The sequence below is a fragment of the Mucilaginibacter pankratovii genome (assembly GCF_014773265.1).
Taxonomy (GTDB): domain Bacteria; phylum Bacteroidota; class Bacteroidia; order Sphingobacteriales; family Sphingobacteriaceae; genus Mucilaginibacter; species Mucilaginibacter pankratovii.
Genome location: NZ_JACWMY010000009.1, coordinates 261877 through 275823 on the forward strand (window position 1 = coordinate 261877; position 13947 = coordinate 275823).

13 protein-coding genes are annotated in these 13947 nt (G+C 44.5%); 7 read left to right on the forward strand and 6 right to left on the reverse strand.

Annotated features, from left to right (window positions below):
- Nucleotides 1-132: 132 nt before the first annotated feature.
- The 6 genes from IDJ77_RS18235 to IDJ77_RS18260 all read left to right on the forward strand — a co-directional run bounded on the left by IDJ77_RS18235 (nt 133) and on the right by IDJ77_RS18260 (nt 7231).
- Nucleotides 133-1656 (forward strand): CotH kinase family protein, encoded by a 1524-nt coding sequence (locus IDJ77_RS18235; RefSeq protein ID WP_191190413.1) that lies wholly within the window; start codon nt 133-135, stop codon nt 1654-1656.
- Nucleotides 1657-1768: 112 nt separating this feature from the next.
- Nucleotides 1769-1972 (forward strand): hypothetical protein, encoded by a 204-nt coding sequence (locus IDJ77_RS18240; protein WP_191190414.1) that lies wholly within the window; start codon nt 1769-1771, stop codon nt 1970-1972.
- A 164-nt stretch (nt 1973-2136) separates the two neighbouring features.
- Nucleotides 2137-5088: a PAS domain-containing protein gene (locus tag IDJ77_RS18245; protein ID WP_191190415.1), complete on the forward strand. Its 2952-nt coding sequence runs from the start codon at nt 2137-2139 to the stop codon at nt 5086-5088.
- Between the two features lie 30 nt (nt 5089-5118).
- Nucleotides 5119-5487 (forward strand): diacylglycerol kinase family protein, encoded by a 369-nt coding sequence (locus IDJ77_RS18250; RefSeq protein WP_191190416.1) that lies wholly within the window; start codon nt 5119-5121, stop codon nt 5485-5487.
- Nucleotides 5477-6202 carry a DNA repair protein RecO gene (recO, locus tag IDJ77_RS18255; RefSeq protein WP_191190417.1) on the forward strand — a complete coding sequence of 242 codons (726 nt, stop codon included), beginning with the start codon at nt 5477-5479 and terminating at the stop codon, nt 6200-6202. Before IDJ77_RS18250 ends, recO begins: the two co-directional genes overlap by 11 nt.
- A 60-nt stretch (nt 6203-6262) precedes the next feature.
- Nucleotides 6263-7231 (forward strand): hypothetical protein, encoded by a 969-nt coding sequence (locus IDJ77_RS18260; protein ID WP_191190418.1) that lies wholly within the window; start codon nt 6263-6265, stop codon nt 7229-7231.
- A gap of 25 nt (nt 7232-7256) precedes the next feature.
- On the opposite strand, the gene IDJ77_RS18265 is transcribed toward IDJ77_RS18260, so the two are convergent.
- From IDJ77_RS18265 to IDJ77_RS18280, 4 genes are all read right to left on the reverse strand, one after another.
- A complete protein-coding gene (locus IDJ77_RS18265; RefSeq protein ID WP_191190419.1) occupies nt 7257-8354 on the reverse strand; it encodes an AI-2E family transporter in 1098 nt (365 codons plus the stop codon).
- 158 nt (nt 8355-8512) lie between these two features.
- Nucleotides 8513-8755: a hypothetical protein gene (locus IDJ77_RS18270; RefSeq protein ID WP_191190420.1), complete on the reverse strand. Its 243-nt coding sequence runs from the start codon at nt 8753-8755 to the stop codon at nt 8513-8515.
- Between the two features lie 241 nt (nt 8756-8996).
- Nucleotides 8997-9917, reverse strand: a complete 921-nt coding sequence (locus IDJ77_RS18275; RefSeq protein WP_191190421.1) for a glycosyltransferase — start codon at nt 9915-9917, stop codon at nt 8997-8999.
- A 118-nt stretch (nt 9918-10035) separates the two neighbouring features.
- The gene (locus IDJ77_RS18280; protein WP_191190422.1) at nt 10036-10809 is read right to left on the reverse strand and encodes a class I SAM-dependent methyltransferase; all 774 of its coding nucleotides are present in this window, start codon (nt 10807-10809) and stop codon (nt 10036-10038) included.
- 221 nt (nt 10810-11030) lie between these two features.
- On the opposite strand from IDJ77_RS18280, the gene IDJ77_RS18285 reads away from it, so the two are divergent.
- Complete coding sequence (locus IDJ77_RS18285; protein WP_191190423.1) at nt 11031-11717, forward strand: FkbM family methyltransferase; 687 nt, start codon at nt 11031-11033, stop codon at nt 11715-11717.
- On the opposite strand, the gene IDJ77_RS18290 is transcribed toward IDJ77_RS18285, so the two are convergent.
- Nucleotides 11714-12478, reverse strand: coding sequence for a hypothetical protein (locus IDJ77_RS18290; protein ID WP_191190424.1), 765 nt, complete (start codon nt 12476-12478; stop codon nt 11714-11716). The two genes, IDJ77_RS18285 and IDJ77_RS18290, sit on opposite strands and share 4 nt — an antisense overlap.
- Before the next feature lie 29 nt (nt 12479-12507).
- Nucleotides 12508-13824 (reverse strand): flippase, encoded by a 1317-nt coding sequence (locus IDJ77_RS18295; RefSeq protein ID WP_191190425.1) that lies wholly within the window; start codon nt 13822-13824, stop codon nt 12508-12510.
- Between the last annotated feature and the right edge of the window lie 123 nt (nt 13825-13947).

Here is a 13947-nt window from a genome sequence, read left to right on the forward strand (position 1 = left end):
TCTTTAATTATCAATAAAATATCATTATTTTGGCAACCAAATATATACCAATATATAAACCCAATTATTAAGCTTTGATATTCTGCTAAACCCAGCTCGGTTTTATGCATGGTATTATAATGCAAAAAACCTATGAAAAAAAACCTTACCTATCTGTGCTTTGTCCTGTTCATCTTTGGCTGTAAAAAAGATGCTCCCCGCATTCCCCTGCCAGATACTACGCAAGATTTTATATTCTCTTTGGAGGCAAAAAACAACACCGGCAAAATAAGTGAGAATGTACTTATATATGTTAATGGCGACAAGCTTAGCGGTGCCACACCCGAGCCCGAAACCGATATGAACTTTGCAGCTACCTTTACAGCGAAAACCGGCGCTGTGGTAAAAGTGGGCAGCGTAGTACAAACCAGCGCCGTTACGGTTAACGATTTTTCTAAACCGGTAGTTTACACCGTAACAAACGGTAACGATGTTAAAACGTACACGGTAACCATCTCTAATTTTACGGGCCTGCCGGTATTCACCCTTACCACCTCGGGCCCTGTGGTATCAAAAGAGGATTATGTAACCGGTACGCTTAATATTAATACCATGGGGCTGTATGAGCAGGAAGTGAAAAGTATCCCCCTGCAAATGAAGGGGCGCGGCAACTCTACATGGGATCTTATGCCCAAGAAATCGTACCGCCTTAAGTTTGATACAAAGAATAAAGTGCTTGGTTTGGCAAGCGCGAAAAACTGGGTGCTGCTGGCCAATTATGCCGATAAAACATTGATGCGCAATTATCTTGCCTTTGCATTGGCACAGGGAGCCAAATCAGATTTTGCGCCGCACGGCATCCCGGTTGAAGTTATTTTAAACGGCGACCATGTAGGCAACTACACACTTACCGAGCAGGTAGAAATTAACGCTGCCCGGGTAAATATACCCGAGCCTAAGGCGGGCGATGTGAGCGCTGCAGCCATCAGCGGGGGCTACTTAATTGAGCTTGACCAGCGCAACGGCGAAATTGTACACTGGCCAACGGACAAAAACATGCCGATGAATTTGCGCTCGCCGGAAGCACCGAATGCACAGCAGCTTAATTATATTAAAACCTATTTGCAGGATACCGAGAACGCCATATTTTCTGCGGATTTTGCCGATCCGGATAAGGGGTATGCAAAGTATATCAATGTAGATTCATTTATCAGTTGGTTTTTGGTGAACGAGGTGTTTAAGAACCAGGATGCGCAGGAATTTTCGAGCATGTTTTATTATAAGGACAGGGGCGGTAAACTGGGCATGGGCCCCGCCTGGGACTTTGACCTCGGCGCAGGAAATGTAGACTATAGCACAGCGGTAAATCCGGAAGGCTGGTGGGTAAAAAACGGGACGTGGATGGGCCGCCTGTATCAGGACCCCGTATTTGCGGCGAAGGTAAAAGCTAAATGGGCCGAACTAAAGGCAGGGCCAATTCCTGCCATGCTGCAAAATATGGATAAAACGGAAGCCGCCTTTGAGTTTTCGCAAAGGAAAAATTTTAGCAGGTGGAATATCCTGAATATCTACGTGTGGCCCAACCCGGTTGTTTTGGGTACTTACCCCAAAGAGGTTGCGCATGTAAAGGAGTGGTTCACCAAACGCATAGCCTGGCTGGATGCGAACATTAAATAACATCCGGTAATAATTTATTAAAATCACGCTTGTTCGGGCTGTTCGCGCTGCATGTCGAACGCGAACAAGCCTTAAAAGGAGGCTTGTCGCGAAAAATTAATATCTTTCGCCAATGAAAAATCAGGTTACGCGCACCATCTTACTTCTTGCTGTCTCCGTGCTGTTGTTTGCCATTATTCTTTGGGCGCCCGCCCCTAAAAACCCGCTTATATTTGATATATTAAGGGGGGCATCGGGCGGCTTCGGCCTTGCAGGCTGTATCAGTTTTATTTTACTGCTTAAAGATGAGCTCACGGGTAAAAAAAACGTGTCGTAACAACGTGTTTTTATTGTTACCAAACTATACTATATTTACAGCCTTATCCCCTAAATAAGAACTATTTTTTTGTCAAACCGCACCAAAACGAATACTTCGTTTCTGCTGTTATTACTGTGCAATTTATTATAGCTTTTATTAATATATTCTCTTACATCGTTTAAATGAATAATACTTCCAGGTTTAGTAGTGATGAGCTGCTGAAAGTTTTATCATTATCGCACAACGCAACCGCCATACATAGTTCTATGGACTTAACGGTGCAAATGGCAAATGATGCTATGCTTGCTATTTGGGGTAAAGACAGAAGCGTAATCGGCCTTCCGCTGGAAGAGGCCCTGCCCGAGTTAAAGGGGCAGCCCTTCATTGGCATGATGCAGGCAGTTTTAACTACCGGCATCAGCCACGAGGATGTAAATACCCCGGCCAACCTAGTTGTAAACGGCAGGCTGCAAACGTTTTATTTCGATTTCTCCTATCGTGCCATTAAAGATGAGCAGGGCAAAACCTATTGCCTGCTGCATACGGCCGCCGATGTTACGGAACGCTATTTAAATCAGCAGGCCCTTTTAAGCGCACAAAAAACAGAGGCTGCGCTGGCAAGAGAGCAAGCGCTTAACGAAGAGTTTGCCACTACGATAGAAGAACTTGGCGCTACCAACGAACAACTGCAGGAAACACAGGATAAGCTGCAGCAATTAAATACCGAACTGGAAGAACGTGTAGCGAGGCGCACAAAAGCCCTCACGGAAAGCGAAGCCAACTTCCGTAACATGATATTGCAGGCACCGGTGGCTATCGGGCTGTTTAAGGGCTACGATATGGTGCTGGAAATGATCAATGATAAGTTTTTGGAACTTTGGGACAGGGACAGATCGGTAGTAGGTAAGCCGGTTGTCCAAATACTGCCCGAAATGGAAGGCCAGGTTTATGTTGATATCATGCAACAGGTATATACCACCGGGATACCCTATTTTGGCAACGAGGCCAGCGTTTTTTTAAACCGCAACGGTAAACTGGAAGAAGGGTATTTTAATTTTATAAATCAGCCTTTCAGAAATTCGGAAGGCGATATCTCCGGCGTTATAGTGGTAGCCACCGAAGTTACCGAACAGGTACGTGCAGGCAATAAAGTTAAACACAGCGAACACCGTTTAAAAAGTATGGTGATGGGTACACCTGTCAGCATGGCTATCTTAGAGGGGCGCGATATGGTGATAGGCGTTGCCAATCAATCGGTACTGGATATATGGAGCCGTACCAGCGAAGAGGTACTGGGCAAAAAACTGCTGGATGTTTTCCCGGAATTGATCAACCAGCCTTTCCCTAAAATGCTGGAGGATGTTTTTAACACCGGCCAGCGGCTTGCTATACCCGAGATAGAGGTAGATATAGTTACCCCGGCAGGCACAAAACATCTTTACGTTGATTTTTCTTACGACCCCCTTTTTACGCCCGAAGGCGAAGTAGAATCGATAATGGCCACAGTGGTTGATATTACCGGCATGGTTGAAGCCCGCAAATTATTAGAACAAAACGAGGCCGAGCTGCAGGCCTTGAACGAAGAGATCTCGGCATCTAACGAAGAGCTTGCCGCTACCAACGAGGAGCTGTATGCTACCAACGAAGAATTGAATGAGGCCCAGCACGATTTGCAAAAAATTATTGTTGAGCTGGAAATAAGCGAGAACAGGTTCCGCAACGCGGTAGAGCGTGCACCCGTTGCCATATCGATCTTTACCGGGCGAAACCTGATATTGGAAGCCGCAAACAAAAGGGTGCTGCAGTTTTGGGGCAAAACATCCGCCATTATTGGCCTGCCTTTGGCCGAGGCGCTGCCCGAACTTCAGGGCCAGCCTTTTTTACAATTATTAGATAATGTATTTGTTACCGGCGAGCCATATTATGGCAACGAGGCCTTGTCGATTTTAGAACATAACGGCGAATTAAAAGCCGGCTATTTTAACTTTATTTACCAGCCGGTTAAAAACGAACAGGGGGTAGTAATCAGCATAATGATGGTGGCAACCGAAGTTACCGAACAGGTAAATGCCCGCAAAGAGCTACAAAAGGCCGAAGAAAAAACCCGTTTTGCTATAGAGGCGGCCAACGTTGGCACCTGGTTTTTAGATGTGGAAACCCGCGAGTTTATCGTTTCGCCAAGATTAAAGGAGCAATTTGGTTACCATACCGATGAAGAGGTAACCTACGAAATGGTAGCAGCGGCCATCCCGGATAGCCATAGAGAAAAGGTGACAAAAGCCGTTGAAAAAGCCATTACCACGGGTCGCAATTACGTAATGGAGCACCCTGTAGTCGGCCACCATGATCAGAAGAAACGCTGGGTGCGTGCCTATGGTAAACTATACCCGGACGATAGCGGGAAACTCTCGCATTTCTCGGGGCTCATTATTGATATTACCGAGCAAAAGCAGGATGAGATGCGTAAGAACGATTTCATTGGCATGGTGAGCCACGAGCTAAAAACCCCGCTTACCTCGCTTAGCGCATACGCCCAAATGCTTTATAACAAAGCCCGTAACAACGATGACGGCTTTACCCTTGGCGCATTGGAGAAAGTGAACACACAGGTAAAGAAAATGAGCACCATGATCAATGGGTTTTTAAACGTATCGCGACTGGAATCGGGTAAGATATTTTTAAATAAGCATGATTTTGCCCTGGATGAGCTTGTTGCCGAGATGATTGACGACGCCAGGCTTACCATAGCCGGCCACGATATCATCTTTACCCATTCGGAACCGATAGTGTTGAATGCAGATAGAGACAAGATAGGTTCGGTGATATCCAATTTGTTGAGCAACGCGGTTAAATACTCGCCCAGGGGCAAAAATATACAGGTTGAATGCCGGTTGATAAATAATATGGCGCAAATAAGCGTGAAAGATGAGGGTATTGGCGTGAAGCCGCAGGATATTGAAAAAATATTCGACCGCTATTACCGTGTAGAAAGCAGCCACACGCAAACGGTATCCGGTTTTGGCATCGGGCTTTACCTGTGCGCCGAAATTGTGCAGCGCCACGATGGCCACATCTGGGTAGAGAGCAAAAAGGGTGAGGGCTCAACCTTTTACTTTACCCTGCCTGTAAATTAATTTGTGCAGATTTGCGTATCTTAACAGGTAATGAAGAAGTTTATCCGCGGTTTTGGTTTTGCCTTTAGTGGTTTAAAATACGCCTTTGCTACCCAGCTGAACTTTAGGGTGCATGTGTTTGCCGCAGTGCTGGTTATTGGCTTAAGCTTTTACCTGCACATCAGCGCTGCCGAATGGAACTGGATCCTCCTCTGTATTGCCATGGTACTGCTCACCGAACTATTGAACACCGGGATAGAAACCCTTACCGACCTGGTATCGCCGGGCTATAATAAGCTGGCTGGGCATGTAAAAGATATCAGCGCGGCAGCCGTATTGGTGGTTGCCTTCTTTGCGCTCCTAACCGGTGTTATCATCTTCCTGCCAAAAATTTCACTGCTTTTGGGTTATGCTGCATAAAACCCGCGGCATCGTTTTTAAAACTACCGACTACAGCGAGAGCAGCGTAGTGGTACAGATCTTCACCGAAAAATTCGGTCTGCAATCGTACCTCATCAATGGGGTAAAAAAGCCAAAGGCAAAAATAAGCCGCAATATGCTGCAGCCGCTGCATTTGGTTGATATGGTGGTATACCACAAAGCCGCCGGCAACATCCAGCGCATTGCCGAACTGAAGAACTCGCCCGTGCTGCTCAGCATCCCCTATGATATTATAAAAAGCTGCATTGTCATGTTTTTAAACGAGGTGCTTTATAAAGCCGTAAAGCAGCAAACGCCGGATGAGAACATTTTCGATTTTATATTTAACGCCGTTGAATGGCTGGATAATGCCACGCGGGGGCTGGCCAACTTCCACCTCGTTTTCCTGGTTCAGCTAACGCGATACCTGGGTTTTTATCCGCATAGCACGTCGCTGAACAATGCCAATTATTTCGATATGAAAGATGGCGTTTTTACCAACTACAAGCCCGATAGTGCATCATATCTGTCGCCGCCGCACACCAAAAATTTCCACGATTTGCTGCAAAATGGTTTTGGTAAAATAGAGGACATTAAACTTAGTAACGACGAGCGCCGCTACCTCATTAGCAAGCTGCTGGAATATTACGCCATGCATATCGAAGGTTTCGGCCACATCAGATCGCACGAAGTGCTGGAGGAAGTATTAGGTTAAAAAAAAGTTTTTCAAAATTAAATTCTATTATTATCTTGCAGGCAGAATAAAAGTACGCCTATGAAAATATTACTGCTTAAAAATTTTGTACTGCTTTTTTCGGTATGTGCGATATTGGCGTTTGCCGGCTGTGATTATAACAACCCCCGTTTAAAAAAAAACAAAAAGCCGATCTCCTTTAAATCGATAGAAGGCATCACTTACACCGAAGTTTGGCGTTACCAGCAAAACGGACTCTCATTTAATGAATATGGTTATCATTTAAACCCCGACTGGCGGTTGCGGTTCGTATCCGACGATTCTGTTGCTTTGTTTAGCCCGGTGAAAAAAGCTTTCCTTAATTTCCCGCTCGCGCTGGGGTTCGATTCGGTGATCAATACCAACCGCTCGTATTTAAAAATGCGGCGCATGAGTAAGGATAGCCTGGTGTTTGAATTGCTTGCGGCACGCAACGACACACTGAACACAGTGGGCGAAAAAATCTATATGAAGTTTTACGCCGATAATTACATTAAAAACAGCCTGCACACTACTGCCGCCGTTTTACAGCGGTATAAAAAACGGGATACCCTTTTTGTAAAAGAATTAGTGGCAAAAGCTAATGCCGATATGAAAGATGCTTTTGCCGCGCAGGAGCCGGTACAGTTGATCAGCAAGAGCCCGATACTCACTGTGGTGAAGGAAAAGACCGTTGCCGATTGGCTGTTAAATAACTACAATACTTCTGCTGATTACATGGACCCGGAATACGATATCGTCATCAATAAAGCTTACGGCGATTTCTATTATTCGTTTTCGGTATTTGTAGACAAAGATGGGAAGATGTATTATGATAAGCCGCTTGTTCCCTTTCCCGATGGAAAGTACCGGGATAATTATATCCGGATCTCTAAAGCTATCATGAATACTTATCTAAAGTTATACCTTAAAGAGAACCCGGGGCAAACGCTCGGCATGAAGCACGCCAGTTTAATATCGCTGCATGTAAAGGGGGTATCTAAAGCTAATAATAGGATAGCTGCACGTTAGATCGGGCGTTGTACGGCAAACAGCATTACTTTGATGCCTTAAACATGCGGGTAATAAAATTGCCATCCTCCCCCTTTTTTTCTTTGGGCGGGCCAATAAGGTAACCGATGTCTTTTAATGGCTCGCTGCTATCGCATACAATTTTAAATATGCCGAGAAGCGGCACGGCGAGGATCATGCCCGGGATGCCCCACACAGCTTCGCCTACTACAATGATGAGGATGGTGAACAGCGGGTTGATGTTGAGCCTGTCGCCCACTACCAAAGGCTCCAGCAGGTAAGTTTGGATGAGCTGCACGCAGGCATAGGTGATAAGTACACCCACAACCACCCTGGTATCACCGCTTTGCGCCAAAGCCATAAGTACGGTGATAGACGTACCGGTAATATTCCCTGCAAAGGGTACAAGCTCCAGGATACCGCAGAGTACCGCGAAGAAAATAGCGTTATGCACTCCTGCAATGCTAAAGCCAATGCCATACATTACCCACAGCATCACTATCATCAGCCCAAGCCCGCCCAGGTATTGCTGGGTAACAGTGCTTGCGTTTTGTAATACATCTTTAGCCGTTTCGCGGTTTTGGCGGCTCAGCACCCTTAAAATAAAGCTTTTAAAATGCGCCCGGAAATAGATGAACAAAAAAGTATAAACCATCACCAAAACGGTATCTATTAAAATACCCGCAAAGGAGCCCAGCAGGGTTGTAACCATGCCTGCAGCTTTACCCATCCCGTCGCCTTGCTGTTCTTTTATCATCTTCTGCTGTTCGCGGCGCGAGATGCCGAACGTATCCTGCACGTAATCTTTCAAGTTGGCAATAAGTTGGTTAATGCGTTCCTGTATTTTAGATAGGTCCTGTAAAATATCGCTCAGTTGAATTTCCAGCAATAAAATAAGCCCGCCAATCAACACTAATAACGCAACGAGGCTTAACCCGGCCGCGAAGCCGTTATTTAAACCACGGCGCTGTAACCAATGGCATACCGGTAGCAATAGCATTGCTAATACGGCACCGAATGTGAGTGGTATAAAAACCGGGGCGCCAATGTAAAGTATTCCAAAAACCAATACAAAAAGCAGCAGTATGCGCAGCGTTTGGTTAAGTTGCGTGGTAGTGGTCATTTATAGTGAATAGTTTATAAACCGGATGCATGGCAAACACTGCGCGGGGCTAAACGCAATTGGAAGTGATAATACAGCTATTTGAAAAATGCAAGGCGCTAAAGCCGCGTAGAATATCGCTGAGCTTTAGCACCTTTTTAATTGTTGACCGATAGCCTTTATTCTAAAATTCTTTTTTTAATAAACTCCACTGCCGAATCGGCCAGGTCGGTGCCGCCGGTTTGTACCAGGGTGCCATCATCGTTAAGGGTAAGCTCTGCACTGATATTATCCTCTATGCAAACGCTTAGTTTGTTTTGTTCCTTTACTACCGTGCATGGAACCTCGCGGCCCGAGTAATGGATCATAAACTCGTATTTGCCGTCTTTATCTGCTGGGTGAGTGTCTTTCTCGTCAATCATGGTTTAGCTGTTTTTAGGTATAACACAAAAAACCGCAGCATGTTTCTAAAAACAAAAAGAGAGAACTTTCGGGCCCTCTCTTTTTTTTGCTTTTTACTGATCTTATTATTAAATCATAAAGAACGATTGGTTTATAATCGGTTTAATAACGCACAAATATAATGTCTATAGATTTAGCAGACTAATTTTTTTTAATAAATATTTATTAACACTGTTATATATATCAACATATTACCCAATATCAAGCTTTTTTATGCAGATATTTGCTTTTCAGCTGTTTAAGAAACATTAATCCGCGGTTTACAAGGCTACCTTTTCTATTTTTAAGGAAATACTTAATAGCTTCATAAGCCTTTTTATCTTCTTTAATAATTTCCGGGAAATATTTAACCCGTTTTTGAGCTATTTGCACCTGGTAGGTGTTTTCGATGTTGGAGTGCGTTCCGCTGCCATCGTGCCCAATGTTATGCACCAGCGAATGCAGCGGGTTTAAAGTTAAGCCGTTCTTTAAAAAAATAGAGGCATACCACCGGATGGCCCAGGAATTATTTCGGCCGGCCTTAAAATCCAGCATCTGTTTCCAGAAATTCATGCTGTGATTGATAGAGAAGCTGTCGATCTTCTGCTTATCAAATTGTGCCATCAGCTTATCTACATCCGGCTCAAAGTGGTTCCAGGCGCGTGCCCAGGTTGCCCAGCCCCAGCTGAATGCCGCCCGGAAAAAGAACGTTTCGGGCAGGTTTTTATCTTTCAGATCGAACATATAGGCGCTCAGGTGCATCACCTTTTCCTCGGCAGCGTAGCGTACCAATCCGTCGTTAAAATACTGCAGGGTATGAGGAGAGGAGAGCAGATCATCCTCAAAAACGATCACTTTGCCATACTCGGCAACCAGTTGCGTTACCCCGGCAATGATAGAATCGGCCAGGCCAAGGTTTTGCTTACGCTCTATCACCTCTACGGCTTTAAAACCGCCGGTTGCTTTGGCCACCTGCCGCACCTCATCTACGCTTGCCTTATCTGCGTCTGTTTTGGCGCCGTCGCAAAAAATAAACAGGCGCGATTCTTCTGCCAGTAAATTTTTTTGCAAATAGCTTATGGTACGGCGGGTATGATCGGGCCGGTTATAAACAAATAGTGCTATAGGGGCAGGGGATTGCAAGGATTTAATTAGTGATTGAGTGAGTTAGCGAATGAGTGAATGTACATAGTGCCGATCAATTTGACATTGAGTTTTTAAAATTCGTGAAATTGGATCAATTCGATCAATTCGTGTCTGTTTAAAATATATCGGCCTGTTTATCGGTTTTTTTGCAAAGTACGGTGTAAGCGTTTGCGTACTTTTCAGTCGCTTTTCCCCCGCCAAGTTTGCTTAGCGTATTTTTTATGGTATACTCGGCAGCTATTTTGATCTCGGTTAGTAAACTTTTGGCTTTCTTTTGGTTGATGTAGGTATTAAACCTGGTCACCTCGGGCTCTATCATCGACGTAAGATCCTTTTCTATCTCATAACCTTCGGTGATGAGTAAATAACGCAGGCTGGTGGGCGTATAAACATTGATATGGCCGTAAGCCAAAAAATGTTTAATATTTTTATCTACCCCGGCTTTATAATCAAGCGGTACCTCTATCACAAACTGGCGGGCTACGCGCTTTATCTCGCGCAGCAAAATGCGCTCATGCTCTACATGCTCCAATACGTGAGAGAGGATAATAAGATCGAAACTATCATCGCCGAACGGCAATTTGTAACCATCAAACTCCAGTACCGATTTTAAACCTTTGATATTGGCGGCTTTGATGTGCTCCACACCGCTGGCCGAGATCTCTACCGCATGGTATTCGGGCGCGAAGTTTTGGTCCGACAGGTATTTTAAGATACTGCCGTCGCCCGCACCCACCTCCAGTACTTTGCCGAAGCTTTTGCCCGTACAAACATCAACAATATGCTGTGCCTTGTATTTAGCGCCGAGCATTCGCCAGGCCTCATCGTGCTTTTGATAAAATTCGTCGTACGCGGTTTTTACGTTGCCGCTAATGGCAGATTGTTGCATCAATATAAATATATCCTAAGCGTGTAAAGTTAGCGTATTGCACAAACGTTTAAAATATTTTTATTTACCTAAAATAGTAAACCCTGTTAGCCCGTTCAGCGTCATCTGTTAATTTGTACAGAATGCCACATTTAAATATCGCCGATCTTGCCCGCCTGCCAGCAAACATCCCGGGGCTTTTTCATTTTTAAGTGTGTAAAGATTATCGTTTATTTGCCCTTATGTTTGATTTCAAAAAAGCCATTTTAAAATACTTACCTATACACTATTTTAAGGCGGTAAACTCTTACTCGCAGGAAGGGGAAGATATGGTGCTCCGCTCTTTTTATGAAGGTAAAAAAAACTACAAAGGCTTTTTTGTGGATGTTGGCGCCCATCATCCATACCGTTTTTCTAACACCCAGTATTTTTACAAAAAAGGATGGCGCGGCATCAATATCGAACCTACCCCCGGTGCTATAAAAGCATTTAACATATTCAGAAAGAACGATATCAACTTAAATATCGGCATCAGTGCCATAAAGGATAAGTTAACCTTTTATTGCTTTAACGAACCCGCTCTTAATGGTTTTTCTAAAGAGATCTCACAGGAACGCGACTCGACATCAGCCAAATACCACATCACCCGGGAAGTAGAGATAGAAACCTGGCCGCTATCAGAAGTACTGGACAAATACCTGCCTGCCGGCCAGCAAATAGATTTTTTAACAATAGATGTAGAAGGATTGGACCTGCAGGTGTTAAAATCAAACAACTGGGCAAAATACAAACCATCGTACATCCTGGTGGAAGACCGTATAGATTTTGAAAACCTAACCAGTTCTGAAGTATACGCCTATTTACAGGTACAAGGGTACCAGCTGGTAGCCAAAACGCTGCGAACTCTGTTTTTTAAATACAAAGCTTAGTGCTTAACGTACTTTTGCAAATAGTTGGTTTGAGTAGCCTGGTCCTTCCTCCATATGGTAAGTGAATCGGTTGTAACTCGCTGAATTTCGAAACTCCGCTCTAAGGGTGTGCCTTTATCCAGCATCAACTGGCATCCATCGGTAAGACTCCACGTGCCATCTAAGGGCACGCCATCACTTACCCTGTTGTAAGATGCATTGGCATTAAGCTGGAAAAACCCGATAGGAAATATGGTGTAATAACCTGTTACACCGTTCGCGTCATAGCTTTCTACATAGATAGAAGTGTTATCCCAGCGATTTTGCAATTGCGCAAGGGTGGGGCACTTGTAGGCTACGTAATGCTGTGTATAAAGTTTGTTGCCCGCTTTGCGGCGCAGGGTTAACGAATCGTTGGTGAGTTTTAATACATCAAATTTTCGTTCGAGGGCAGCTTTAGGATCGAGTACCAACTGGCAGCTATCGGTAATATCCCAGGCACCGCTCAGAGGTACGTTATCGCTTAAAACGTTATAGGTTGAGTTGCTGTTTAACTGAAAGTAGCCTATCGGGTGGATGAAGGTTTTGCTTTCAATTGCACCGGCGGCGTTGTAAGTATCAATCTCGGTAAAGGTATTTGCCCATCTCTTAAAATAATCTATTTTATCATCGTAAAGGCAGGATTTTTTAAGATCATCTATAGCAACCTGATCTTTTACGCAAGAGCTAAGTGCAGTGATAGCTGCTATGATTATGGTGTAAAAAGTAAATATTTTCCTCATTGTAAAAGGTTTAGTTAGCCAAATATAACCTATTTTTTAAAAGAATTATCTTTTAATGAAATAAATAAAAGCGACTTCAGCATCATAACCCCCTGTGCCCTCACTTTTGGAATAAGCAGTATAAAAAAAGTGGAACAGGCATAACCGATGAGTGTGGCAATGGCAGCCCCCATCATCCCCATCCGCGGTATCAATATCAGGTTGAGGATGATATTAACCACTGCACCAAAGGCCGAGCGGATAAAAGTGAGTTTTACATAATTTTCGGCAACTAAATATTGCCCGTTTGCCGCACCTAAAAACACAAACACCCCCGACCAGATATGCACCGACAGCGTAGGCGCCGCGTAAGCATATTCGGGCGTATAAACCTTATATATTAAATGTGATGCAAAGGTGATAACAATGGCAGCCGGTACGCTTAGATATACCATCAGATCGTACAGGTTTTGCAAGCGTTTACGGTAGCGCTCCGGGTCGTCGCGCCGGGCGTTTAATATGGCCGGGAAAAGCGAAGTAACGATAACCGCGGGGACAAAATTCCAGGCCTCGCTTAATGTAGCTACGGTTGCATACGCCCCGGCTTCCTTTACGCCTTTTATGTTTTGGATCATAATGGCATCTATCTTCATGTAAAGTGCCACCATAACGCCGGATATGATGAGCGGCCACGAGAGCAGCAGCATTTTCTTAGCGAGAGCCTGATTGTACGTCCAATCGAAAATATTGCGGCCTTTGCGCTGGTAGGTAAAAAAATAACCGATGGATAGCAACAGGAAATCGAACGCGTAAGCGTAAACAAAAAACACCAGCGGCATTTTTGCCCAGATAAGCCAAAGTTTAATTCCTGCGGATACCAGTTTGCCCGTTACCTGCACCTGCATAATGTATTTGGATTGTACTTCGCTTTGGAAGTACGAATCGATTACGTTTAGCGCCTGTAATACACCGATAGAAGAAAGTATCAGCACAAAATAATAGGGGGTGCCTTTGGCGGGATAAATGTGGTAAGCCAGCCATATTAAGGGCACGCAGCAGAGCCCTGCCATTATTTTAAGCCAGAAGGATGTGCCGAGGATCTGATCGCGGTTGTTGGGGTATTGGTGCAGCTCTTTTACAATGAACTGATCGAGCCCCAGGGTGGCCACTGCCGAAAAGAAATAGATATAAATAGTGCCGCCGCTGAATATACCATTTTGCGCGCGCCCAAGGTAGCGGGCAACCAATATGCCTACTATCATATTGATAAGCAGGCCACCTACACGCCCCACAAAAAGCATCCCCGTATTTTTAAAATACTTTTCAAGGGCCTGCTGGTCGAATCCTTTAATGGCGGGTATACGCATAGTTTGCGCAAAGATAGTGTTTTAGAGATTAGAGGATAGAGGTTGGAGATTAGTTGTTTTTACTTAAACAAAAAAGGCATCCGTAAAACGGATGCCTTCTGTATATGTGGTTATAGATTAACC